Raw genomic sequence first — 23,961 nt, forward strand, 5'->3', positions numbered from 1 at the left:
AGAGCATGTCTTTTTTTAATCTTCCATAAAAATACGTTTGGCTTCGTAGTAGAGCACCTGCACAAATTTCTTCACATTGATACGGGTGTGTTCTTCTCTCCCGTTCATCTCTTTTGTCAATTCACTCATTTTCTTTCGCACGATAGTGAAATCGAAAAATTTAGATGCGTAATTTTCAAACGTTGGATGCGAAAAATCAGTTAATCCAAGTGATGCGATGTGTTTCAATGATTGGTTGATCGCACGCCTTACCCGCTGTTCAGCCGCCTTTGCTTCTCTTGCGATGTCTGCCGATGTGTAAGGCTCACTTAATTTCTCCTCCGTAATCCCAGTGAAAATAATCTTTAAAGAAGGAAAGGAATCGTGATGATCCGCATGCAGCGCTAAATATTGATCTGTAAACAGAATCATATCTAATAAATCTTTTGATCCCTTCTCACCAACAATGCCAAGCTCCGCAAGCAAGAACTGCCCCGCCTCTGCGAGACTTTTCCCCCGCTGCTTTGTTTTCGTCTGACCGCGCTGCTGAAATTGCATGACCGATTTGAGTGAGTGCTGAATATTTTCAATTGAATGCTCTAAATGAAGACGTTCAATCATGAGGTGGAGCACACTTAAGACCTCTACACGATTGATCGGTTTTGTCACATAATACTCAACACCAAGCGTATACGCCTGCCCGATTAATTCCTTTGTTTCAACCTGTGACAGCATTAAATATTTCCCATGAAATTCATCCTTGATCGCTCGAATCGTTTCAAGCCCGTCCCTTTCCGGCATCAATAGATCAATACATAAAATATCAATGTGCAAATCATTTAAGTAGCTGGCTGTTAACTCTGCACCATCCTCTGCTTCTCCGGCCACAATGCCAAGCTCTTCATCTTCAATGAGCTGAGCCAGTGAAGAACGAACGGCTTCATCATCATCAACAATAAAAAACCTCATCTCCCAATCCCCTCTTTTCTACTAACTTGATCTACTGGTATCGTTAACGTAAATATCGTTTGTTTATTTGGGATACTTGTCATCTCAACACTTCCGCCAAGCTTCTCCGCTGTATCCTTCACATAGGAAAGCCCGATACCGCTAGATGGATTCCCGGCCTGGTCGTATTTTAAAGTGAAGCCCGGTTTAAAAATAACATGATGATTACGTTCTTTAATGCCAGGCCCGTTGTCTCTGATTTGAAAAATCACATGGTGCTCTTTCTGTGAAATAGAGAGTGACACCTCTCCATCTACCGGAATGGCTTCGACAGCATTGGATACGATGTTATTTAACAAAGATAGAATGGTATACACGTGATAGGCGGGGTGCTGCCCATCTTCATCATAATGAAAGATGATGTTTTTTTTAAGTGATTCTGCGTAATTTTCATGGATGCGGATCACAAGCCCCGCGATATGAGCAGGACTCGCATACGCCTGAAAATTTTCCTCATGAATCAGCTTTGATAATGCAGAGAAAATCCGCTGGTTATCCTTTTTGATTTCATGCACCTCACCTGCAATCTGCAAGGCGGTTTTACCGAGTTTTTTCAGATCCAATGACTCCGCATCCTTCGCGTGGTGAAGGGATTGATACAGTTGATAAGATGTGGCCGTAATATGCTCAGCATGTGCGAGTGTTTTATGAAAATATGTAGATTCTGAGTAAAGGTTAGATAGGAGCATCAGCAGATGTTCCTTTTCTTTTTTCATCTGACGCTCTCTCGCCTGCTCTTCATATAATCGAATCATTGTATAACAAGCCAATACGAAAAAGCTTCTGAAAATCGCCAAAACAAATAGTTGAAACAGCGTACGCACCGTTAAAATTTCATCCATAGTGCCTCGGAGTGCAATAATCTCAACAATACTCGCGCACAGTTCCATGATAATGCCTGTCGCTCCAATCAGCCAAGGCTGATCGCGGAAACGTCTGACCTTCAATAAATAAAAGAGCGTGCCATAGACGACGTAATAAAGCAGGGAAGGAAATCTTAATGAAACCGCCTCTTCAAGTGGAAGTTGCCCTGTCACAGCTGTATCAAGCATTACGCGAAACGCAAAAACAGATATCCCAGCAATGATACCGCTCGCCCAAGCCGGGAATCTTTTCATTTGAAGCAGGATAAAGAAAAAGACAACGGTTCCAAAGCTGACCCGAAAGCTATCCTCAAATGGATAAAATTTAAACTCTCCGCCAATCGGTGTCAGCACAATGAGCATCACAATTAAATAAGGCTCTGTATTCAGCCATTTTTTCAGTAGATTCAAACGCAGTCACATCCCTAATAATTGACGATAGTATACTATGTGAGCAAAAGAAAAACAAACATCCATAAAAAAGCGCACACCGGAACTTTGCCGGTGTGCGCTTCTCATGATGCCGCTTAATCTTCTAAACGATCCTTTTCTAAAAGTGATGCGCCAGCAATACCTGGTTTTGTCATTTCAAAAGGATTTAAGATGACGTCAAGCTCTTCCTCTGTTAACACATCATTTTGCAGACAAAGCTCACGTACAGATGCGCCTGTAAGGATCGCTTCTCTTGCAATTCGTGCAGCCGCTTCATAACCAATGTGCGGATTCACCGCCGTCATGACACCGGCACTCTTTTCTACATATTCTTTTAATCTCGTTTCATCTGCTTTTAGGTCACGTAAGCAGTTGTCCACGAAGGACTCGAATACATTTTTCATCATGCTGAGAGATTGAAGTAAGTTGAACACTAACACTGGTTCCATTACGTTCAGCTCAAGCTGACCTGCCTCTGATGCAAGACAGATCGTGTGATCATTTCCGATGACTTGGAATGCCACTTGGTTCATAACCTCAGGCATAACTGGGTTGACTTTCCCTGGCATGATGGATGAACCTGGCTGTCTAGGCGGCAAGTGCAGCTCACCAAAGCCTGCTCTTGGACCTGAAGCCATTAAACGAATATCGTTCGCCATTTTAGACATGTTCATCATACATACTTTAAGCGCTGCTGATACTTCTGTATAAGCATCTGTATTTTGCGTTGCATCGACTAAGTCTTCAGCTCCAACTAACGGCAATCCGCTAATGTCAGAGAGATAACCAACCACTTGGCGAATATATTTAGGATCAGCATTCAGACCAGTGCCGACTGCTGTTGCTCCCATATTGACTTCATATAAATGCTGCCTAGACTGCTTGATACGTTTAATATCACGAGCAAGAACCTTTGCATAAGCACTAAATTCTTGTCCAAGTCTAATTGGAACAGCGTCCTGAAGATGCGTACGTCCCATTTTGATGACATGATCGAATTCCTGTGCCTTTTCAGTCATGACTTGATGCATGTTTTCCATCGTATAAAGTAGTTTTTCAATCATATTTAATGTTGAAATATGAATCGCTGTTGGGAAAACGTCGTTTGTTGACTGCGACATGTTCACATGCGTGTTTGGACTTAGCTCAGTATAAGCGCCTTTTTCCTTTCCTAGTAGTTCAAGCGCTCTGTTTGCAATGACTTCATTGGCATTCATATTCATTGAAGTGCCAGCCCCGCCTTGAATTGGATCGACAATAAATTGATTGTTCCATTTTCCTTCAATAACCTCATCTGCGGCTTGAACAATTTTTTCTCCAAGACCAGAATATAGTCGCTGTGTATCCATATTTGCAAGTGCGGCTGCCTTTTTGACAATCCCTAATGCTTTGATGAGTTCCTCATGAATACGGTAGCCTGTAATTGGAAAGTTCTCCACTGCACGTAATGTTTGAATTCCATAATATGCTTGCGTGTCTACTTCCTTTTCACCTAGAAAGTCTCGTTCGATTCGAACTTGCTTATCCTGTAGCTTCGTCATTTGAAAAGATCTCCTTTTTACGCTGCTTTTGTTTGTTGTTTTAATTCCTCAATATACTTCTTCGATTTCTCTTGATCAAATACTTTTTCCCACTTAGACATAACAATGGCTGCAAGTGAGTTACCAAATACGTTGACTGTTGTACGAACCATGTCAAGAAGACGGTCGATCCCAACGATGAAGGCAAGTCCTTCAAGCGGAAGTCCCATTGCACCAAGAGTCGTGATGACAACAACGATCGATGCACCTGGTACACCAGCCATTCCTTTAGATGTGAGCATTAAGATTAATAGTAACGTAATTTGCTCATAAATGGAAAGCGGCATGCCATACATTTGTGCAACAAATATTGCGGCAATGGATTGATAGATGGCACTTCCATCTAAGTTAAAGGTGTAGCCTGTTGGAATAACGAACGACGTGATCGCTTTCGGGCAGCCGAACTTCTCCATTTTGTCCATTAATCTAGGTAGCACAGCTTCTGAACTTGCTGTTGAGAAAGCTAAGATGATTTCTTCTTTTAACACTCTAAATAGTGTAAAGACGCTTGTTCCCGCCATTTTTGCAATAATACCAAGTACAACAATGACGAAGAATGCCATTGTACCGTAAACGACCAGTACAAGTTTACCTAGTGGGAGAAGCGCACCGACCCCGAATTTGATCACCGTCACACTGATGAGTGCGAATACACCAAATGGAGCAAACTTCATCACTTTATTGGTCACCCAGAACATGGCCTCAAGTATGCCCTCAAAAAATCCTAACACTGGTTTTCCTTTGTCTCCTACTGCGGCAATTCCTAATCCGAATAAGACTGTAAAGAAGATGGTAGGTAATAGATCACCTTCTGCGATGGATTGGAAAACGTTTGTTGGTACAAGATGCACCAATGTTTCAGAGAAAGTCGCCTTTTCAGAAGAAGCCTTAGATGTCTCTTCATATTTAGAGATATCACCTTTCTCCATGTTGCTCATATCAATTCCTGTACCAGGATGGAAGACGTTTGCTGCAAGCAGTCCAACTGCTAAAGCAATCGTTGTTACAATCTCGAAATAAAGAATTGTTTTTCCGCCGAGTCTTCCGATCGTTTTCATATCCCCTACACCTGCAACTGCTACAATCAATGCAGCAATAACAATTGGAAGAACGATCATTTTAATTAAATGGATGAATATATCGCCAATCGGCGTTAACACATTTATAACGGTTTCATTTTGATAAAACAGCGCTCCGACGACAACACCCAGAACAAGTGCAATGAGTATTTGAGAAGCTAACCCTAACTTTTTCATACGTGAACCCCCTTTTTTTGATAACGCTTTCTTTGTTGCTTAATCGCATCTTAACGATGAACCTACAAAAAACGACAAAAAGGAACAAAAAGAAGTGAATTTTTTATGAAAAATCTTTAAAAAGGTGGGTTTTTCCACAAAATTGTTAAAAAAAGACTTCGCTTTTGGCGAAGTCTTAATGATTTTGCACCTGTTCACTTGGTGTATTTTGATTTAAATAAAATTCATCATAAACCGCATATCCAATGAGTACAAGAGCAACATAGCCCAATGCACAAATAGTCCAGATCCATTTGACATTCAGCTTCATTCCGCCACTCCCTCTCTGACTGGCTTCAATCGCTGCAATCTGAGCGCATTCAGCACAACCGACACAGAACTAAAGGCCATTGCCGCTCCTGCAAGCCATGGTGCAAGAAATCCAAATGCAGCGATCGGTATCCCAATACAGTTATAGGCAAGCGCCCAGAATAGATTTTGTTTAATATTTCTCATCGTTTTTTTGCTAAATGTTAGCGCATCTGCAATGGCATGGAGATCTCCTGTCATGAGCGTAATATCTGCCGCTTCCATGGCAACATCTGTCCCTGTTCCAACCGCCATCCCGATATTCGCTGTTGCAAGAGCTGGGGCGTCATTGATGCCGTCTCCAACCATGGCGACTTTCTTTCCTTGTTCCTGAAGCGCCGCAATGTGCGCTGCCTTTTCCTCAGGCAGAACTTCAGCTATAACATGATCAATGCCTGCCTGTTTCGCAATCGCCTCTGCTGTAAGCTTGTTATCACCTGTCATCATCACAACGTGAATCCCTTGCTCTTTTAGACGAGCGATGGCTTGAGGAGAGGACGATTTGATCGTATCTGCCACTGCTACAATGCCGGCAACTTCGCCGTCAATTGCGACGAGCATAGCCGTTTTCCCTTGCTCCTCCAGCTTTGTTACTGATGCTTCGACTTGATCAATTTGAATATGATGTTTCTGTAAAAGCTTCCGTGTGCCAATGAAAAGCTTGTGTCCTGCGGCATTTGCTTCAATTCCATGACCTGGATCTGCTTGGAAGGCTTCAACTTCGACCGCTTCAAGACCTTGTTCCTTCATTCCATCTGTGATCGCTCGGGCAAGCGGGTGTTCCGACTGCTGCTCTGCTGATCCTGCTAGCTGCAGCACCGCATCTTTTGTCCAATTCGCATATGCCAACACATCCGTCAGACTCGGCTCCCCTTTTGTCACAGTTCCTGTTTTATCTAAAACGACCGTGTCGAGTGATTGCGTCACTTCTAAATGCTCTCCGCCTTTAAACAGAATGCCTGATTCTGCGGCACGACCGCTGCCAGCCATAATAGACGTTGGAGTGGCAAGGCCGAGCGCACACGGACATGCGATGACGATGACGGCGATAAAGGTTTCAAGTGCTGAGGTCACATTTCCTGGGTTAACAAGGAAAAACCATATGAGGAATGTGAGCACAGCAATTCCTACAACAATGGGAACAAATATCCCTGATATTTGATCTGCCATTCTTTGAATCGGTGCTTTTGAACCCTGCGCTTGTTCTACAACTCGAATAATCTGTGAAAGCGCCGTCTCTTTCCCGACTTTTGTCGCTTTTATTTTCATAAATCCATTTTTATTGATCGTTGCTCCGATGACCATATCTCCTACGGTTTTATCAACTGGCAGGCTTTCTCCTGTAATCATGGACTCATCTATTGCGGATGTTCCCTCTATGATCTCTCCATCTACCGGCACTTTTTCCCCCGGTTTGACAAACACAAGATCATTCACTTTCACCTCAGAAATAGGCACAGTCATTTCTTTGCCGTCTCGCTCAATGATCGCTTCCTTCGCTTGTAAGCCCATCAGCTTTTGAATCGCTTCTGATGATCTCCCTTTCGCTTTTGCTTCCATTAATTTTCCGAGTACGATTAATGTAATGAGTACAGCACTTGTTTCATAATAGAGAGCTGCCTCATGTGTGCCTTGAACCGCTGACTGAATGCTTTCATATAAACTATAGAAAAACGCGGCAGATGTTCCAAGTGCGACTAGAACATCCATATTGGCACTTTTGTTTCTTAACGCCTTATAAGCACCTACATAAAAGGGCCAGCCGACAATGAACTGCACTGGTGCTGCTAACGCCAGCTGAACCCATGGATTCATGAACGCTTCTGGCAGCCAAATAAAGGACGTGAAAGAAAAATGGCTGACCATTGCCCAAAGAAGCGGCAGTGACAAGATCATCGAAAATAAAAACCGTGCCGTTTGCTTCTCTATTGCTGCTTGGCGATGATCTTTTTTTCCTTCCTCTACTTGACCTGCGGCTGGTTCAATTAAAGCATACCCAATAGACTGCACCGCATTTTTTATGTCATTTGTAGACGTTTGGCCCGGATGATATGTGACCTGAAGCGTCTCAAGAGCAAAGTTTACAGACCCGTGATCAACACCATCCAATCGGTTAATTTTTTTCTCGATTCGGTTTGCACAAGCCGCACACGTCATTCCCTCTATATCAAATTCTGCTTGCTCCATCACCACATCGTAGCCAAGAGATTGAATTTTTTGCTTCAGATCATCTGGCGTTAGCTGCTCCGCTTCATAGACAATATGGGAAGTTTCAAGCGCTAAATTCACATTGGCATCATCTACACCTTCCAGGCGGTTCAATCCTTTTTCTATGCGACCTGCACAAGCAGCACAGGTCATCCCCGTAATTTGAAAGTCAATTTCCTTCTTCATTGATCTCACCTCTCCACATACTCCATGGGGGTATTATATTTTTAAAAAAATACGTGCTGTTTAGCAGCACGTATACTTATTTATACAACATCATACCCCTGTTCTTCAATCACATCAGAGATACGGTGCAACGTGACTTGATCCGGGTGAAAAGAAACCTCCACCTGTCCTTTGTCTAAATGGACTTTCACAGATTCAACACCTGCTAATTCTCCTACATTTCCTTCGACTGCTTGCACGCAATGCCCGCAAGACATGCCCTGCACTTGAAGTGTTGCTTGTTCCACTTCTCATCGCCTCCATCAATCATTTTCTACAGTTTACTATACCCTAGTAGGGTATCATTGTAAACATAAATGCTACGATTTTGTCAGTTTCGTAAAGACTGTCATTAACTCTTCAATGGCTTCCTCCCCATTGCCGCTTTTAATAGCATCTGCTACGCAGTGATGTGTATGCTTTTCCATCAATTGAAGACTGACTTTTTTCAAAGCCGCATTGACTGCGGAGATTTGATTCACAACATCTATACAGTAACGATCGTTTTCAATCATTTGCTGAATCCCGCGAACTTGTCCTTCTACTCGTTTTAAGCGATTGATCAATTGATCTTTTTCCTTCTCGGCTCTAGGCGAAGCCATATGTCGTTCTTCATGTTCTGTCATGTGATCACCTTTTTTCTATTATGACTTGTCTGTACATAAATTAAAGCATATCTCCACCGGAAAAGGCAAAGATATGCTGAGCACCGCATTTAAAGCTGTGTTTCTCTTAGTTTGTTAATTGTTCGATATCCTGCAAAAGATTGACGGATTGCTGAAGCTGCTGAATCAACCCCTGCTGATCCTCTATCATGGCAGCAACGTCGATATCGCCTGTTTTCAATTGCTGTAAATACGTTTGAATCTCCTCTGACAGCACCTTATTTTTTTCAATGATCTGCGCATGCAGGTCTTCTGCCATTTTTGGCGCTGTGACTTCATTAAAATCTTGAATATCTGCCTTCAATGATTCTAGCTGCTGTGTTAATTCTGCTTTTTTGGCAGCATTTTGCACAGCTTCTTCAGCGAGTTTCGGAAAGTCCTCTGTAAATTGCTGAATGTCTCTCACATAGTCATTTGCCTCAGTGACATATGTCGTTGTATCATTGACCTGATCAAGCAAGCCCGAGCATCCGCTTAATACAAGCGTGCCGGAAAAGAGGAAAGCCATCACATATTTTTTCAAGATCGATCATCCTTTCATCTGTATTGAAAGCATCATTTGTTCTGTTCCCCTATCACAAGGATGAAAAAAGACCTAAAAAAAGCCAGACCCTTGCCTCATGTGTGATAGGCAAAGGTCTGGCTAACATGTTCATGCCGGAATGGCCGAGAAACAACGGATGTTTCTGTAGTGACGACCAAACCGTAAAAGCTACTCCCCTTTAGGAAACCGTTCAAATGTTATGTTTATCATATCGAATGTCAGGCGAGCAGTCAATGAGAAGCCGACGGCTGATCGTGCTCTTCATACAGCATATAGTCCGCTCCAGTTGACGCATAAATACGGTTCCGTCCTTGACGTTTTGACATATACAAGGCTTGGTCCGCTTCATATAGAAGAGTTTCTAATACATTTGGATCATAAGCTGTATGAGCAATTCCAAAGCTCGCTGTCACTCGCACTTTTTCCTCATCATTCTCAAAGAAACTCATCTCAAACGAATGTCTCATTCGCTCCGCAATATGACATGCCTCTTCAAATGAATGATGCGGCAGACAAATAGCAAACTCTTCTCCGCCATATCGTCCAAATAAATCGTCCATCTGTAAATGCTGCTGACAAATAGAGACAACATGACGCAGCGCTTCGTCCCCGATATGATGTCCGTGTGTGTCATTGATTTGTTTAAAGAAATCAATATCAAACAGCATAACAGCGGTATCCTGCGCATCCTCTTCCAAGATCATCTGCGTTCGTTCGATGAAAGAAGAACGATTGAAGATATTCGTCAATCCATCGATATACGCACGACGCTCCAGCTCTTCCTGTAGCAAACGCTGCTCTGTTACATCACTGATCACAATTTGCCTGCCCTCGACCTCTCCTCGTCTATTAAATAGCGACGAAGCAGTAAGATGATAATAATAGGACTGGTCTTTTTCCTTTTCCCACATCAAATCATATTGCGAATGATCCTGCGAAGAACGCAGCCACTGAATGAATGCTGACTCTTTGATAAAGCCTGAGAAAATATCGTCGATTTTAAAGCCAATCCCCTTTTTATCAGCAAGTGCTGGAATAATCGATGCAGCAGCGGGGTTGTAATCAATGAGTGTTCGATATCGATCTAAAATGAGAACCCCTTCAGACATATGCTCAAACACACGCTCCATCGCAATTGGAGACAGCTTAAAAAGCTGGAACGACATAATCGCCCATAAATAGAGTGAGTTGGTTAAAAACATCACCACAGGGACCGGATCAATATGAAGAGGTGTAACACCTAATAAATAGATAAAAGAAGTCGTGATTGGCAATAACATTCCCACTAGCAGGATCAGAATCTGCTTTAAATACTCTTTTTTTGTCACACGTAAAAACCAAAGCAGCATAAAAATAGCGAGCATCGAACAGCCAAACGTATAGACGCCATGAATGATATACCAATAACCAATCGTAAAATCAGCCAATAAAAACCCATCTACTGGATTTATCGAAATGCTTCGATAAAAGAGTGAATGCAAAGAGTTGGTAAACACCATAATGGTTGTGAGAGTTGGAATCAATAAGATGAGAAACAAGCGGCGCTTTGTGAAATATTGATGGAACCCCGTAAATTGCAGCACAATCAGCAGACTAAGCGGTGCGATAAACGGAAGACCTATGTATTGAAAACAAACCCAGAACATGATTTCTCCAGGGGTACGCGCCAGTAATTCAAACGTATGCCCAAAGATATAAATCGCAGTTGCCCCAGACATGTACATAAACAATTGACAGCCAATATACCGATGGCGGTTCGCATGAGCAATGATTGATAATATCACGGACAGAATGCCAGAAACACTCATGATCACAATAAAATGTAAAACAATCGAATCCATGTAAACGCTCCAATTTCAGTTATTTAGAACTAGTCTAATATCACTATATATGAGGACGTCACAAATGGGAAGGTGTGATTTTGATTTGGTTGGAGGTTTTTGGTCTATTTTTAGATGATTACTTGTAATGAAAATCCAATCTTTTTACTATTTTTGCTTAATTTTAAGGAAAGGCATGTTGTGGTGTAGCAAATATCTATGTAAGTTTGGAATAAAAGATGAGGAGGTTCAAAAAGAATAAGTGATCTTTCAAATATTTATAAATATTCAATTCACGGAATTGATTTAATTACTATAAACAGTTAACAAATAATCAAATATTTTTCGTTTTTGCCTCTTGTCTTCTTTTCAGCATTTACATGGAATCCATTGCAACCTAGTAAGGGCCTTGACTAGAATTGTATTTTTAATTTTTTTCGCACAAGAAAATCTTCAAAAATTAACACATCTAAAGTCACTGTTTTTAGTTACTTTCCCCTTTCTTCTCACGTTGTAATTACATATTTATTCCTATTATACAAAAAAGCTTATAGACTTTGTCTACAAGCTTAGATAACCATAATAGATTTCAAACAGCATCAAGATTTCCTATCACTCAAAAAATAAATTTCTTATTGGATAAACAAATTTATATGAAAAATAACCAATAAAAAAACCGAGTGTATTTAAAATTAAATCATCTACATCAAAACTTCTGTAAGTAAAACCGATTAAATTTGAGATGGTTAACTGACTCATCTCTATAATAAGTGATGAAAGAAAACCAATTATGAATACCCCTCTTATTTTCAAAGATAAATTATTAAAAACTAATTGAATAAATATTGCCAAAGGAAATAATAATAATAAATTACCTCCAATTTGAGTCAATATAGTGGTCAAAGAACTTTCACTAATTATGTTTATAATGGATTTTAACGGTATAAAATTATTTTCTTCCTCAAAACCCTCAGAAATTCGATCATTAATCAAATTCACATCTATAGGAATAGGAAATAATGTAACATATAAAAGTCCACTAATATAAGCAAAAAAACCAAAAATAAATATACTTTTTTCAATTGGATAAAATTTTTGTTTCAATATAAATATTTTGTAAATTCGAAACAAAATAAATATAATATACATCAATAAACCAATGAAAATAGCTAAACCATTGGTAATCATTTAATCACCTTTCTTACTAATTTGTAATTCTTCCATGCCCACCAGTATAAACACTACTTTGGGCTTTTTTAAAAATCATATAAAAATCTCCTGATGTCTTATTAGAATAAACATTTGTAGTGGTTCCTTCTTTTGTAAAACTTTTCACACCCACATATTTACTTGAAAACCATCCAGTCTTACGATACAATTCAATTTTAAAACTGCCTTTTTGTCCATAAGTATCACTAGTCGTTGAAATTTTAATGTTCTTTCCTTTTAAACTCCAATTTCTAGACGTAAGTTGATGTTTAAACTCAAAAGTAAATTTCGATGGATCGTCTTTTGCTTGAACAGCTATAGGGGTCAATAAACTTAAACATAGGGCAACTGCCATTAAAACCTTTTTAATTTTCACTTCTTACCACTCCTTCAATATAATAACATTAATTATAGCGAAGATTTATGTTACATAACTTTAAAGTTAGTTTAATTTTAAGTTATTTGTGCTTTTTAATATTGATTTATTTGTAAAATTTCTCATAACTAATTTAGAAATGTCCTCTTTAAGAGTCTACGAGCTAGAACTGTTCCTATATATAGAAATCTTAATTGAAACGATTACCAATAAATACGCTCGTGATTCCCAAAAAATCCATTCTACCTTATCAGCCGTATTCTCAGCGAAGTATCACGGTACTGAGAACAATCCGGTGAAAGTCGTTGGTAATTTTGAAGTGACTGTTAATAAAAGGTTGAATTACTGGGAGTTTGAAGAGTTTAAAACATTTATAAGTGTGGTAGAGGATCCATTGTATAAGCATTATATTCTACTCTTTATTTTAGTGGAACGAGAAAAGCAGAGTTACTTGCCTTAACATGGGCTGATGTCAATTTTGAAGAAAATTATATAGAAATTAATAAGACGGAGTATAATAGAGAAATTACCCTCCAAAAACAGCCGCATCTATTAGAATTATTTTGATGCCAAATCAAAAAGGGATCTATTAAAGGGCACAAAAAATGACGCTGAAAAAATAGCGCCAGTTAAAAATAGTTATAGAGTTTTTGGAACGTTTTACGATAGTATCGCTACAAGCACTATTGACAGACGTTATGCAAAATATTTGAAAGAAGCAAATTTAAAAAAATTGTCATTCATGAATTTCGCCATTCTCACGCATCATATTTAATCAATAAGAACTGCAATCCTTTGGTGCTGGCAAATCGTTTAGGTCGCTCAGATGTTGATGAAACACTGAACACTAATAGTCACCTTTATCCTTCTAAACAAAAAGAAGTAGTTGCTTTCATGGAGGAAGAAGTTTTCTAAAATGATGCCAAAATGTTGCCAGCCCCACATCAAGGGCTTTCAAACCCTTGATACGACTGCATTCTAAAAGTTTTGATGGAGACGGTGGGAGTCGAACCCACGTCCAGAGACATCGATTACTTAAGCGTCTACGAGCGTAGTCAACATATTTACGTGTTCACTCATCCTCATGCCTGCTGACGGGCGCTTGGAGAGCTAGTCTGATGGATCTCTTCTTACGTCCTCAGACGGAAACGTAAGCGTAGCCTACTTCATTGGGCTCCTCACAGACACATAGGCGATGTCAGGAAGAGCTCGCTGCGCTTATTAGGCAGCTAGTGCTAAGTTTTGGTTAAAACTTTTAGTTTTGCCAGTTACATTTAAGTGCGTGTTAACGAGATCGCCTCTCGGCTCGCAGCCTAAGCTCGAACCATCCCTGTCGAATCCGTAACGTCCCCTTGTAAAAGGGATATACGGGATGGAAACGTTCAGCTTAACTGCTTCCGTATATAACTATTATAACAACCTTATCGCTCGAAACAACTGGTGGTTTCTGTAAAAACAGCGACGATTGTTGACTGCATAACATATTGTAGCATAATGCTTCCGCTCTCAGCAAGCCATCTGCATCATGCTAGAATTGCTTTTGACGATCACGGAAGGCACGTTCGATTTCACGTTTTGCATCTTTTTTCTTCAGATCTTCACGTTTATCGTATTTCTTTTTACCTTTCCCAATTCCGATCAGCACTTTGGCAAAGCCATTTTTTAAATATAGTTTAAGAGGCACAAGTGAGTAGCCCTCTTCCTTTGTCGCACCAATCAATTTGCTGATTTGTTTGCGGTGAAGCAGCAGCTTTCTCGTTCTCAGCGGATCATGGTTATAACGGTTCCCCTGTTCGTATGGGCTCACGTGCATGTTGTGAAGAAACACTTCTCCTCGTTCGATTTTGGCAAATGAATCCTTTAAATTCACTTTTCCAGCACGAATCGATTTGATTTCAGTTCCTTGTAACACAAGGCCGGCTTCATATGTTTCTTCTATAAAATAATCATGATTTGCTTTTTTGTTTTGGGAAACAACCTTTCCCTCTCCCTTTGGCATTGGCGTACACCCTCCTTTTGACACAAACACGGTCCAAATCGTACGGATTATTTTATCAAACAATCCAGCTTTCGACAATGATGATGCCATGTGGTCAAAAAGCAAATAGAGCGTGAGGCCCTATTTGCTTTTTGTCACATTACTTTTTCTTTTTACGCTTTTGTTTCGGTGCGTTTTCAAACACGCGCTTTTTCTTTTTCTTCTTCTTACGGCTTGTGAACCAGTCACTTCCGCCTTTATCCTCTTTGGCTTTATCTCCAGAGGCCTTTTGACCTCCACGCCCTTTTTTCGCTGGTGGATCTGTTCGTTTTTTGAACTTGAAATCTTTTGGCGATTTACGGCGGGTGCCTTTCATGCCAACGATTTCAAAATCAATTGAGTGCTCATCTTTATTGACATTCACCACTTTGACTGTGATTTCATCACCGATACGGTAGACATTCCCTGTACGTTCACCGATCATGGCAAAGTGCTGTTCATCAAAACGATAATAGTCGTCTGTCATGTAGCTGACATGGACAAGACCTTCTATTGTATTCGGCAGTTCAACGAATAGTCCGAAGTTCGTCACGGAACTAATCATACCATCAAACTCTTCACCGATTTTATCAAGCATAAACTCTGCCTTCTTCAGGTCATCTGTTTCACGTTCTGCATCGACTGAGCGGCGCTCCATCGTAGACGCATGATCTGCGATTTCAGGGAGCAGCTGGCCCCACTTTTCCAGGGTCGCTTCGTTTGTCTTTTTCTGAATTAAATACGTGCGAATCAATCTATGCACGATTAAATCAGGATAACGGCGGATCGGTGATGTGAAATGCGTATAGAATTCCGTTGATAATCCAAAATGACCAATGCTTTCTGGATCATACTTCGCCTGTTTCATAGAGCGGAGCATCACAGTTTGAATGACGACTTCTTCTGGTTGATCCCTGACAGCATCGAGGACACTTTGAAGTGCGCGCGGGTGAATATTTGTTGATGTTCCTTTCACAATGTAACCAAACGTCGTGACGAACTCTAAAAAGCGCTGAAGCTTCTCTGGATTTGGTTCTTCGTGAATTCGGTAAATGAACGGAACATTCATCCAGTGGAAATGCTCTGCAACCGTTTCGTTTGCAACAAGCATGAATTCTTCAATTAATTTCTCTGCAACGGAACGCTCACGAATGACAACGTCTTTCGCTGCTCCCTCATCATCTACAAGCACTTTTGCTTCCTTGAAGTCAAAGTCTACAGCCCCGCGCTCCATCCGTTTTTCACGAAGAATCTCTGCAAGTTTCTCCATCTCTTGGAACATTGGCACAAGCGGCTCATATTTATCTATAAGCTCTTCGTCTTGGTCGACTAGAATCTTATTGACGTCAGAATAGGTCATTCTTTCCGTCGTTTTGATCACACTTTGGAAAATCTCGTGTTTGACGACCTTCCCATTTGGATCAATGACCATTTCACAAGACAGCGTGAGACGATCGACCTTTGGATTCAATGAGCAAATCCCGTTTGACAGGCGGTGCGGAATCATTGGAATGACTCGGTCAACGAGATACACACTTGTTCCACGTTCATAAGCTTCTTGATCAATCGGGGAATTCTCTCTCACATAATGAGAGACGTCCGCAATGTGCACACCAAGCTTATATTTGCCATCTTCCAGCTTTTGCACCGTAACAGCATCATCTAAGTCCTTCGCATCTGCACCGTCAATCGTAACGATCGTTTCGCCGCGCAGGTCACGTCTGCCTTCGAGGTCTTTTTCATCAATCGTTTCAGGTGTGTCTGCTGCCTGCTGGAGTGCTTCTTCCGGGAACTCACCTGGCAGGCCGTGCTTATGAATGATGGATAAAATATCAATGCCAGGATCATTTTTATGGCCGAGGATTTCAGTCACTTCACCCTCTGCACTCATTCTTCCTTCTGGATAGCTTGTCAGCGTGACAACGACTTTATGACCTTCGACCGCTCCGTTTTTAGCGGATTTCGGAATGAAGATATCGTTTGTGATTTTTTTATCATCCGGTATGACAAAGCCAAAGCTTTTCGTTTCTGTATACGTACCGACAACCGTCTGAGTGTTACGCTCCAGGATACGGATGACTGTTCCTTCTTTTTTGGTGCCATTTGATTTATGGCTGACACGAACCATGACGGTATCGCCATTCATCGCTGTGCCCAGCTCATTTGGCGGAATGAAAATATCATCCTGTCCAAACTCTTCAGGTGTCACAAATGCAAATCCTTTTGCATGAGCAGACAGCTTTCCTTTTACCAAGTTCATTTTTTCCGGCACACCATAGCGGTCGCTTCGCGTGCGAACGATAAGTCCTTGATCTTCCAATGTCACGAGTGCTTTGATGAGTTCTTTATAATCATCTGAATTCGTGATTTCCATCATGACTTCAAGCTCTTGTACCGTTAATGGTTTATATGCTTCTTCTTTCATAAAAGCGAGTAATTCATCCATAAATTCTTCTTTTTGCACACTCTAACCCCCTATATATTTAAATTGACCAATCAAGTGATTCTAAGAATGCATGCACATCCTGATGAACCTTTTCCCGCTCTTTATCAAGCGTGATCACATGGCCCGATTCTTCATACCATTTCAAATGCTTTTCATCTGTCTCTACTTCGTTATAAATAATGTTTGCACTGTCTGTATTAATCATATGATCATGACGTGCCTGCACAACAAAAGTAGGTGAATAAATCATGTCGACATTGTTTCTGACATCTGCAATAAGCTCTTGTAAGCCTTTGAGTGTATCCATTGGTGTTTTCTTGAACTCTTCCATTTCTTGTTCAATTTGGTCCTCTGACTTACCCTCGAATTTCTTATAGTTTCGGGCATATTCTAGTACACCCTGGTACATGACTTCTTCACTTTTTATGTACATAGGTGCACACATAGGTACAATTCCCTTTACAGGTACAGTGTAACCTAATTTCAATGAAAAAACTCCTCCGAGGGATAGTCCGCAAACCGCAATCTCCTCGTAGCCCTCATCTTTTAAAAACTGATAGCCTTCTTCTACGTTTTTCCACCAATCGGACGGGCCTGTATGAACAAGCTCCTCTGGCGGCACACCGTGCCCTTTATATTGAGGTGCGTGGCATGTATATCCTCTTTCGTTCAAATAACGGCCAAGCATTCGAACATCGGCTGTATTCCCAGTAAAACCGTGAAGAAGAAGCACCGCCTTTTCTCCACCTTTAAACGTAAATGGTTTTGGTGTAACAACTTTCATGATGTGACTTCCTTTCCTTATGATATGGTGTATATTTTCCACTTGTATGTATGAAACAAACACAAAAGAGTGCTGATAATAAAAAAAGGTCTGAAAAAAGATCAGACCTTCTGTTACTCGCGCTTTACACGCCTAAATATGCCAATGCTAGTGTTAAGATGAAGAAAAGCACTGACAAAATAACCGTTAATCGGTGAAGAATCAAGTCAAGGCCTCTCGCTTTTTGCTTACCGAAAAGCTGCTCGGCTCCACCTGAAATAGCGCCTGACAGTCCAGCACTTTTACTTGATTGTAGTAATACAACGATGATAAGTGCGATACTGACAATTACGAGTAATGTGATAACAAATGCGTGCATGAAAACACCTCCAGACAAACTGGTACACATAGCTTTATTTTACATGAAAACAAGGTGCATGTCACGAAACATCAAAATAAAGATTTCCTATATATTGTCGACTTGATTTGTTATTTTGATTCAATTTCGTTCCAAAGAGCCGTATGCAGCATTTTTTATATGCAATTTTCAGTTAAAAATACGTTTTTAATGAGTTGCTTCTTCCTTCAATAGCTGTTTTAATTCAACTAACAAACGTTCAGCTCCTTCAGGGCTCAGCATCACTTTCCCATTTCCATAGCTTTTGTTGTACTTTGTCACTTGGCCCGTTAACAGGCAGCTCTTATCTGCATCATATTTTTTGAGCATAATGGTTTGATCTTCAATGAAAATTTCTAACAGTTGCTCTTCTTTAATATTGAGTACCTTGCGCATTTCTGAGGGCAAAACAATTCTGCCTAGAGAATCAATATGTCTGACCATCCCAGTCCTTTTCAATGACATTTCCTCCTTGATGATTTCATTTATTGACTTTTGTCAATATTTTCATAGTAAAATAGCTCTTCAAATTTCTTATCAAAGTAATGAATCATTTTGCCAATGACAAGCTGTCCTGGTTTCCGATGACCATTTAATACCCTGCTGAGTGTAGCAGGAGAAATGCCAATTTCATCTGCGAGCTGATTTAAAGACATATCGTTCTCGATCATATACTGCATGACAAAAGCCCGCCTGATCTGAATCTTTTCGACCATCATTACAACCTCCTATGGAATCAATATGTACAACATGTAAGGCGTTCACATCAAACAGATTCATTTACTTAAGTCAACACTTTTACCCCTCCGCTATTCCCTTTGGTCAATGATCATACTAAAATAAGTCATATACTGAAAGTGAGGTTCGATGTCATGAATCACTTTGGTGAACAATTACGCATTTTAAGAGAAAACCGAAAAATGTCGGTCAATCAACTTGCCATGTATTCAGGTGTAAGCGCTGCTGGTATTTCTCGTATTGAAAATGGAAAGCGCGGTGTGCCAAAACCTTTAACCATAAAAAAATTAGCACACGCCTTGAAGGTGCCTTATGAGGATTTAATGCTGCTTGCCGGTCATATTGAACAGGAACAAGTTCATGAAATGAAACCGAAATATGAGTCCATGTTAAAAATCTATCAAACGGCGCTTCAAAAGGATGTAGAACATCTTCCCATTTTTGATGGGGACAAATGGGAAAGGCTCTCCGCACAAGACATCAGCCAGCTGAATGAATACTTTCTCACGCTCATTAACCAAAAAAAGGCGAACAAATAGCGGGGCATAAACCTAATGTACATCCACCATTAACTAATGTCAATATTTTCATGGTGTACTTATTGCCAATAGTCAACAAATCATGTAGAATGGACATATCGAATCTATAACCATGTGAGGTTTTGCGTTGATGAACTTTGGTGCATATTTAAGAGCATTACGTGAGGAAAAGAAGCTGTCAGTGAACCAATTAGCGATGTACTCAGAGGTCAGCGCTGCCGGTATTTCTCGTATTGAAAACGGGAAACGCGGCATTCCGAAACCTCCTACGATTAAGAAGCTAGCTGGTGCATTAAAGGTATCTTATGAAGAAATGATGCAGGCTGCGGGTTATATTGAGGAAGCCTCTTCTGTCCATCAGTTGAAGGATGAAGAAATGACTTTATCCAAAATAAAGGAAGCCGCAGCGCAATATGAACTGAGTGATCTCGAAATATTTGATGGAGACATATGGTCGACCCTTTCGAAAAAAGAAATAGAGGACCTTAACCGCTATTTGTTATTTATAATAAACAGCCGCTCGTCATCATAAAATGTTTTGATCGTTACAAGCTTTTTTCGCCGATTTATGACAGATTTACGGTATAATGGGATCAGATTGGAGTGAAGAAAGATGAATCAATCTGACATGTGCCCGCGGTTTGAAAAAGCAGTTGAGTTATTAAGTAAACGCTGGGTTGCACTGATTGTTTTTCAGCTTCTCTCAGGTCAGCAGCGCTTTAGTGAAATTGAGGCGGCTCTGACAAATTTAAGCGGACGAGTATTATCTGAGAGATTAAAAGAGCTGGAAGCAGCAGGCATTGTGAAACGGGAGGTTTTTGCTGAAACACCCGTGCGCATTGAGTATTCTTTAACGGATATGGGGCGTTCACTTGCACCCGTTTTTGAGGAAATTTCAAAGTGGTCATCTGAATGGATCACACTTGAATCATAAATTTCTCCTGGTGTAGGCCGCCTAATCATCATAAAAAAACCTCCCCTATTCATATAGAGGAGGTTTTGTCTTTTCAAGCGTTTAAGCAGATGTCATGTTTTTCTCAGCTAACGCTTTTCTTTCTTTCTTCTTGTTTGTTGGGCTTAAATAGCGTTCAAGCCAGCCCATGACAAGGTCGGCAATAATGGCCATGAGCGCAGTTGGAATCGCACCTGCCAAAATGATGGCTGTTCCGTTTGTAGCGTTTGATCCTCTGATGATGATATCACCTAGACCTCCCGCACCAACAAAAGTTCCAATCGCTGTAATGCCGATGGCGATGACCAGTGCGGTTCTTAAACCAGCCATAATGACTGATAAAGCAAGCGGTAATTCAACCATTCTCAGCACTTGCCATTTCGTCATGCCCATCGCTTTACCTGATTCTAAATAGGCGTGTTCAATGCTGACAATTCCTGTGTAGGTGTTTCGGATGATCGGCAGAAGCGAATACAGAAAGAGTGATAGGATGACTGTATTTGCGCCAAGTCCTAATACAAGCATCAACACGGAAAGCATCGCTAAAGCTGGTATCGTTTGAATGACGTTGGTAATGGCGAACACCCAATTGCTCAGCTTGCGGTAATGCGCCACAAAGATCCCTACTGGAATTCCGACGATCGCCGCAAACAACACTCCATACGCTGACATGAGAAAGTGCCGATAAAATTCTTCTAACACATATGAACCGTTCTGCTGATAATACGTCCATAATTGCTGCAATGTGTCCATCAGCCCTGACACCTCCCCATCTTATTCAAAATAATTGTGTTCCTTTAAGAAATTTTTCGCAACGGTGGCTGGTTCTTGGAGCTCCCCATCGACTTGATAGTTTAGCTCTTGCATTTGTTCTGTATCGATTTTTCCAATCAGCCTGTTGATGACCTTGTCCAGCCCTGGATGTTCCTTTAACACTTTTTCCGGTACTACAGGTGATGCATCATATGGCGGGAAGAATCGTTTATCATCCTTTAAAATTTTAAGATTATACGCTTTAATCCGCCCATCTGTTGAATAGGCAAGGACAATATCCATTTTTTCATTTTTCAATGCGTCATAGACTAAACCGATTTGCATCGGAAAGGTGTTTCCAAATTCAATTCCGTATGTTTTCACAAACCCTTCGTAGCCGTCCCCTTTCTTTTTAAGCCAAACATTATCCACTCCGAAACGATAATTTTTGGCATTCTTTTTCAAGTCAGAGACTGTTTGCAGGTTGTTTTCCTTCGCCATCTTCTGCGTCACGGCAAAGGCATACGTATTATCAAATCCATACGAATCAAACCATTTGTAGTTGTAACGTTTTTTGAATTCCTTCTGTACAATGTCCATCGCCCGTTTCGGATCTTTTTCCGCATCCATTCCAAGCGTACTTGTTAAATCTGTGCCTGTATATCTTGTCGCAGAAATGTCGACATCTCCGTTTTCCATCGCTTTCTGCTGCACGGTATTGGAGCCGAGGTTTTTCACAATCGTCGTCTTTTTATCTGTGTAATGCTCAATCATATCTCCAACCATATAGGCCATAATTTCTGATTCGGTAAAGTTTTGTGCACCAATTCGCAGCGTGCCCCCTGAGGAGCCGGCTAGTCCAGGAAGTGAACAGCCGCTTATCAATAGCAAGCAACCTGCAAGCAGTGCACTGATCCATTTTGTTTTTCGATTCTTCACATAAGCCAACTCCTTATGAAACTTCCTTCAATCCTTTTAGGCCTTCTGGTGTTACTTTTTTCTCAAGCTTCATCAATGAAAAGTCGATGATAACTGCTAAAATCGTGACTGGGATTGCACCCGCAATAATGTATTCCGGCTGGTATAGCTGAAGTCCAATTAAAATGTAGTCACCTAGACCGCCTCCACCGATAAAGGCAGCAAGTGTTGTCCAGCCAATTAAATAAATCGTTGACGTTCTGACACCAGCCATAATGATCGGTACAGCAAGCGGGAGTTCAACGAGCCGAATTTGCTCCCATGTTGTCATCCCGATTCCTTTACCGGACTCTAGCAAGTTTTTGTTCACACCTTGGACGCCGGCATACGTATTTCTCAATATAGGTAAAACCGAATAGAAAAAGAGAGCAACGATTGCAGGTATTTTCCCAACCCCCAAAATAGGAATAAAAAATGCAAGAATCGCTAAGCTAGGGAGTGTTTGAAAGATATTCACAACACCGATGACAAAACCTGCGCCTCTTTTCATTCGTGTGAGAACTACGCCTAAAGGCACGGCAACGATGATACCGAGCACGACCGCAATTAAGGAGATATATAAATGCTCCCACATTTTTGTGAGGAGTTCCCCACCATTTTTCTCTAGAAAATCGATGATTTGATCCATGTGTACACCTCCCTTACTTCATTTCAGTGACAGCCGCCGGTGTATCGTCTCCCCAAATGGAGTCGTACACGACATCTACAAGACTGGCACGTGTCACAATGCCTTTTAAGTGTCCCTCTGCATCCACAACCGGTACATATTTAATGCCGCGTATTAAGATTTTTCGAACGGTGTCTCTTAGAAGTGCACCTTCTTGTACGGTATAGAACTCTGTATTTAAAATATCACCGACGAAGGCTGCTTTTCTGCGGTTGGCATCGATTGTTTCAATATCGATATAGCCTTTTAGCACATGATGTTCATCTACTACAAGCAAAGAATCAACCCGCTTTTCTCTCATAATATAGATAGCATCTGTTAATGTTTTTTCGACTGTAATGGTCACTGGTGACGTGTTCATCATTTGTTCTACACGTTCCATGTTCGGGTTCGATTGTAGCAGTCGTTCTTTTCCGATAAATTCTTCTACGAATTCATTGGCAGGGTTCCGCAAAATATCATCAGGCGTACCGACTTGCACAATCTCTCCATCTTTTAAAATCACAATTCGATCAGCTAGTTTAATGGCTTCATCCATATCATGTGTGACGAATACGATGGTTTTATTTAACGTTTTTTGCAGTTTCTTAAATTCTTCCTGCAATGAATCTCTCGTAATTGGATCAAGTGCGCCAAACGGTTCATCCATGAGGATCAGAGGGGGTTCTGCTGCTAGTGCGCGAAGAACGCCAATTCGCTGCTGCTGTCCTCCGCTGAGCTCATGAGGGTAGCGCTCTAAAAATTCCGGTCCCATGTCGACAAGCTTCAGTAGTTCTCGGGCCCGTTCTTTTCGTTTTTCTTCCGGCCATTTTAACAGCTTCGGAACAAGTGAAATGTTTTGTGCGATGGTCATATGGGGGAACAGTCCAATTTGCTGAATCACATAGCCAATTTCTCTTCTTAATTGAACTGGATCTTTTTTCATAATGTTTTCTCCCTCGATGAAGATGTTTCCTGAGGAAGGCTCGATGAGTCGATTGATCATCTTCATCGTGGTTGTCTTACCACAGCCACTCGGTCCAATAAAACAAATAAATTCTCCTTTTGCTATGTCTAAATCAATATTTTTGACAGCCTTTTTTCCGCCTTTATACGTCTTTGATACATTCTCTAATTTCAGCAAATGAGACACCTCCAGTTAGTCGGATTCCTATTTTCAGAAAATTTACACCTTATTTATTATAGTGCAAACTTTATA

25 protein-coding genes, 1 other RNA gene and 1 pseudogene are annotated in these 23,961 nt (G+C 40.8%); 4 read left to right on the forward strand and 23 right to left on the reverse strand.

Features of this window, described 5'->3' with window-relative positions; all coding sequences use genetic code 11:
* Positions 1-15 precede the first annotated feature (15 nt).
* The 12 genes from AKG37_RS07925 to AKG37_RS07975 all read right to left on the reverse strand — a co-directional run bounded on the left by AKG37_RS07925 (position 16) and on the right by AKG37_RS07975 (position 12,513).
* Entirely contained in the window at positions 16-948 is a 933-nt protein-coding gene (locus AKG37_RS07925; RefSeq protein WP_060698310.1) for a response regulator, read from the reverse strand.
* Positions 945-2,261 (reverse strand): sensor histidine kinase, encoded by a 1,317-nt coding sequence (locus AKG37_RS07930; RefSeq protein WP_060698311.1) that lies wholly within the window; start codon positions 2,259-2,261, stop codon positions 945-947. The genes AKG37_RS07925 and AKG37_RS07930 overlap by 4 nt, the downstream gene beginning before the upstream one ends.
* Positions 2,262-2,377: 116 nt before the next feature.
* Positions 2,378-3,823 (reverse strand): aspartate ammonia-lyase, encoded by a 1,446-nt coding sequence (gene aspA, locus AKG37_RS07935; protein ID WP_060698312.1) that lies wholly within the window; start codon positions 3,821-3,823, stop codon positions 2,378-2,380.
* A gap of 17 nt (positions 3,824-3,840) precedes the next feature.
* Positions 3,841-5,118, reverse strand: coding sequence for a cation:dicarboxylate symporter family transporter (locus AKG37_RS07940; RefSeq protein WP_039181428.1), 1,278 nt, complete (start codon positions 5,116-5,118; stop codon positions 3,841-3,843).
* Positions 5,119-5,293: 175 nt separating this feature from the next.
* A complete protein-coding gene (locus AKG37_RS19300; RefSeq protein ID WP_273700881.1) occupies positions 5,294-5,428 on the reverse strand; it encodes a hypothetical protein in 135 nt (44 codons plus the stop codon).
* The gene (locus AKG37_RS07945; protein ID WP_060698313.1) at positions 5,425-7,860 is read right to left on the reverse strand and encodes a heavy metal translocating P-type ATPase; all 2,436 of its coding nucleotides are present in this window, start codon (positions 7,858-7,860) and stop codon (positions 5,425-5,427) included. The genes AKG37_RS19300 and AKG37_RS07945 overlap by 4 nt, the downstream gene beginning before the upstream one ends.
* An 80-nt stretch (positions 7,861-7,940) precedes the next feature.
* Complete coding sequence (copZ, locus tag AKG37_RS07950) at positions 7,941-8,147, reverse strand: copper chaperone CopZ (RefSeq protein WP_060698314.1); 207 nt, start codon at positions 8,145-8,147, stop codon at positions 7,941-7,943.
* A gap of 72 nt (positions 8,148-8,219) precedes the next feature.
* On the reverse strand, positions 8,220-8,525 hold the full coding sequence (locus AKG37_RS07955; protein ID WP_060698315.1) for a metal-sensing transcriptional repressor: 306 nt from the start codon (positions 8,523-8,525) through the stop codon (positions 8,220-8,222).
* A gap of 106 nt (positions 8,526-8,631) precedes the next feature.
* A complete protein-coding gene (locus tag AKG37_RS07960) occupies positions 8,632-9,087 on the reverse strand; it encodes a DUF6376 family protein (protein ID WP_060698316.1) in 456 nt (151 codons plus the stop codon).
* 251 nt (positions 9,088-9,338) lie between these two features.
* Positions 9,339-10,949: a histidine kinase N-terminal 7TM domain-containing diguanylate cyclase gene (locus tag AKG37_RS07965; RefSeq protein WP_060698317.1), complete on the reverse strand. Its 1,611-nt coding sequence runs from the start codon at positions 10,947-10,949 to the stop codon at positions 9,339-9,341.
* A 591-nt stretch (positions 10,950-11,540) separates the two neighbouring features.
* A complete protein-coding gene (locus tag AKG37_RS07970) occupies positions 11,541-12,116 on the reverse strand; it encodes a VanZ family protein (RefSeq protein ID WP_060698318.1) in 576 nt (191 codons plus the stop codon).
* Between the two features lie 16 nt (positions 12,117-12,132).
* The gene (locus AKG37_RS07975) at positions 12,133-12,513 is read right to left on the reverse strand and encodes a hypothetical protein (RefSeq protein ID WP_060698319.1); all 381 of its coding nucleotides are present in this window, start codon (positions 12,511-12,513) and stop codon (positions 12,133-12,135) included.
* Positions 12,514-12,715: 202 nt separating this feature from the next.
* Here AKG37_RS07975 and AKG37_RS19180 point away from each other — a divergent pair.
* Positions 12,716-13,428, forward strand: a pseudogene (locus AKG37_RS19180) (site-specific integrase); the annotation flags it as partial.
* Positions 13,429-13,501: 73 nt separating this feature from the next.
* Here the strand turns inward: AKG37_RS19180 and ssrA are convergent.
* The 7 genes from ssrA to AKG37_RS08015 all read right to left on the reverse strand — a co-directional run bounded on the left by ssrA (position 13,502) and on the right by AKG37_RS08015 (position 18,855).
* Positions 13,502-13,865, reverse strand: a transfer-messenger RNA (tmRNA) gene (ssrA, locus tag AKG37_RS07985).
* 176 nt (positions 13,866-14,041) lie between these two features.
* Entirely contained in the window at positions 14,042-14,512 is a 471-nt protein-coding gene (smpB, locus tag AKG37_RS07990) for an SsrA-binding protein SmpB (RefSeq protein WP_012011279.1), read from the reverse strand.
* A gap of 139 nt (positions 14,513-14,651) precedes the next feature.
* Positions 14,652-16,994 carry a ribonuclease R gene (gene rnr / locus AKG37_RS07995; protein WP_060698321.1) on the reverse strand — a complete coding sequence of 781 codons (2,343 nt, stop codon included), beginning with the start codon at positions 16,992-16,994 and terminating at the stop codon, positions 14,652-14,654.
* Positions 16,995-17,013: 19 nt separating this feature from the next.
* The gene (locus tag AKG37_RS08000) at positions 17,014-17,760 is read right to left on the reverse strand and encodes an alpha/beta hydrolase (protein ID WP_060698322.1); all 747 of its coding nucleotides are present in this window, start codon (positions 17,758-17,760) and stop codon (positions 17,014-17,016) included.
* Positions 17,761-17,884: 124 nt separating this feature from the next.
* Positions 17,885-18,118 (reverse strand): preprotein translocase subunit SecG, encoded by a 234-nt coding sequence (gene secG / locus AKG37_RS08005; RefSeq protein ID WP_003212746.1) that lies wholly within the window; start codon positions 18,116-18,118, stop codon positions 17,885-17,887.
* 186 nt (positions 18,119-18,304) lie between these two features.
* On the reverse strand, positions 18,305-18,595 hold the full coding sequence (locus tag AKG37_RS08010) for an AbrB/MazE/SpoVT family DNA-binding domain-containing protein (protein ID WP_060698323.1): 291 nt from the start codon (positions 18,593-18,595) through the stop codon (positions 18,305-18,307).
* Positions 18,596-18,621: 26 nt separating this feature from the next.
* Positions 18,622-18,855 carry a helix-turn-helix domain-containing protein gene (locus AKG37_RS08015; RefSeq protein ID WP_149865070.1) on the reverse strand — a complete coding sequence of 78 codons (234 nt, stop codon included), beginning with the start codon at positions 18,853-18,855 and terminating at the stop codon, positions 18,622-18,624.
* A gap of 153 nt (positions 18,856-19,008) precedes the next feature.
* Here AKG37_RS08015 and AKG37_RS08020 point away from each other — a divergent pair, with 153 nt between their 5' ends.
* From AKG37_RS08020 to AKG37_RS08030, 3 genes are all read left to right on the forward strand, one after another.
* Entirely contained in the window at positions 19,009-19,413 is a 405-nt protein-coding gene (locus AKG37_RS08020) for a helix-turn-helix domain-containing protein (protein ID WP_034660010.1), read from the forward strand.
* 130 nt (positions 19,414-19,543) lie between these two features.
* The gene (locus AKG37_RS08025) at positions 19,544-19,945 is read left to right on the forward strand and encodes a helix-turn-helix domain-containing protein (RefSeq protein WP_060698325.1); all 402 of its coding nucleotides are present in this window, start codon (positions 19,544-19,546) and stop codon (positions 19,943-19,945) included.
* Positions 19,946-20,026: 81 nt separating this feature from the next.
* On the forward strand, positions 20,027-20,347 hold the full coding sequence (locus AKG37_RS08030; RefSeq protein ID WP_060698326.1) for a winged helix-turn-helix transcriptional regulator: 321 nt from the start codon (positions 20,027-20,029) through the stop codon (positions 20,345-20,347).
* Between the two features lie 81 nt (positions 20,348-20,428).
* On the opposite strand, the gene AKG37_RS08035 is transcribed toward AKG37_RS08030, so the two are convergent.
* From AKG37_RS08035 to AKG37_RS08050, 4 genes are read right to left on the reverse strand one after another with little or no spacing between them, the layout of a single operon-like run.
* Positions 20,429-21,118 carry an ABC transporter permease gene (locus tag AKG37_RS08035; protein ID WP_060698327.1) on the reverse strand — a complete coding sequence of 230 codons (690 nt, stop codon included), beginning with the start codon at positions 21,116-21,118 and terminating at the stop codon, positions 20,429-20,431.
* 21 nt (positions 21,119-21,139) lie between these two features.
* Positions 21,140-22,057 (reverse strand): osmoprotectant ABC transporter substrate-binding protein, encoded by a 918-nt coding sequence (locus tag AKG37_RS08040; RefSeq protein WP_060698328.1) that lies wholly within the window; start codon positions 22,055-22,057, stop codon positions 21,140-21,142.
* A 13-nt stretch (positions 22,058-22,070) separates the two neighbouring features.
* Positions 22,071-22,724: an ABC transporter permease gene (locus AKG37_RS08045; protein ID WP_060698329.1), complete on the reverse strand. Its 654-nt coding sequence runs from the start codon at positions 22,722-22,724 to the stop codon at positions 22,071-22,073.
* A 13-nt stretch (positions 22,725-22,737) separates the two neighbouring features.
* Entirely contained in the window at positions 22,738-23,886 is a 1,149-nt protein-coding gene (locus tag AKG37_RS08050) for a betaine/proline/choline family ABC transporter ATP-binding protein (protein WP_060698330.1), read from the reverse strand.
* Between the last annotated feature and the right edge of the window lie 75 nt (positions 23,887-23,961).

The sequence above is a fragment of the Bacillus australimaris genome (genome assembly GCF_001307105.1).
In the GTDB taxonomy this organism is placed as follows: domain Bacteria; phylum Bacillota; class Bacilli; order Bacillales; family Bacillaceae; genus Bacillus; species Bacillus australimaris.

Excerpts from the sequence above, each read along its gene's own strand:
- AKG37_RS07925 (WP_060698310.1), bottom strand. The coding sequence starts at position 948 with ATGAGGTTTTTTATTGTTGATGATGATGAAGCCGTTCGTTCTTCACTG.
- aspA (WP_060698312.1), bottom strand. The coding sequence starts at position 3,823 with ATGACGAAGCTACAGGATAAGCAAGTTCGAATCGAACGAGACTTTCTA.
- AKG37_RS07940 (WP_039181428.1), bottom strand. The coding sequence starts at position 5,118 with ATGAAAAAGTTAGGGTTAGCTTCTCAAATACTCATTGCACTTGTTCTG.
- AKG37_RS19300 (WP_273700881.1), bottom strand. The coding sequence starts at position 5,428 with ATGAAGCTGAATGTCAAATGGATCTGGACTATTTGTGCATTGGGCTAT.
- AKG37_RS07945 (WP_060698313.1), bottom strand. The coding sequence starts at position 7,860 with ATGAAGAAGGAAATTGACTTTCAAATTACGGGGATGACCTGTGCTGCT.
- AKG37_RS07955 (WP_060698315.1), bottom strand. The coding sequence starts at position 8,525 with ATGACAGAACATGAAGAACGACATATGGCTTCGCCTAGAGCCGAGAAG.
- AKG37_RS07965 (WP_060698317.1), bottom strand. The coding sequence starts at position 10,949 with ATGGATTCGATTGTTTTACATTTTATTGTGATCATGAGTGTTTCTGGC.
- AKG37_RS07970 (WP_060698318.1), bottom strand. The coding sequence starts at position 12,116 with ATGATTACCAATGGTTTAGCTATTTTCATTGGTTTATTGATGTATATT.
- smpB (WP_012011279.1), bottom strand. The coding sequence starts at position 14,512 with ATGCCAAAGGGAGAGGGAAAGGTTGTTTCCCAAAACAAAAAAGCAAAT.
- AKG37_RS08000 (WP_060698322.1), bottom strand. The coding sequence starts at position 17,760 with ATGAAAGTTGTTACACCAAAACCATTTACGTTTAAAGGTGGAGAAAAG.
- secG (WP_003212746.1), bottom strand. The coding sequence starts at position 18,118 with ATGCACGCATTTGTTATCACATTACTCGTAATTGTCAGTATCGCACTT.
- AKG37_RS08015 (WP_149865070.1), bottom strand. The coding sequence starts at position 18,855 with ATGATGGTCGAAAAGATTCAGATCAGGCGGGCTTTTGTCATGCAGTAT.
- AKG37_RS08020 (WP_034660010.1), top strand. The coding sequence starts at position 19,009 with ATGAATCACTTTGGTGAACAATTACGCATTTTAAGAGAAAACCGAAAA.
- AKG37_RS08025 (WP_060698325.1), top strand. The coding sequence starts at position 19,544 with ATGAACTTTGGTGCATATTTAAGAGCATTACGTGAGGAAAAGAAGCTG.
- AKG37_RS08030 (WP_060698326.1), top strand. The coding sequence starts at position 20,027 with ATGAATCAATCTGACATGTGCCCGCGGTTTGAAAAAGCAGTTGAGTTA.
- AKG37_RS08035 (WP_060698327.1), bottom strand. The coding sequence starts at position 21,118 with ATGGACACATTGCAGCAATTATGGACGTATTATCAGCAGAACGGTTCA.
- AKG37_RS08045 (WP_060698329.1), bottom strand. The coding sequence starts at position 22,724 with ATGGATCAAATCATCGATTTTCTAGAGAAAAATGGTGGGGAACTCCTC.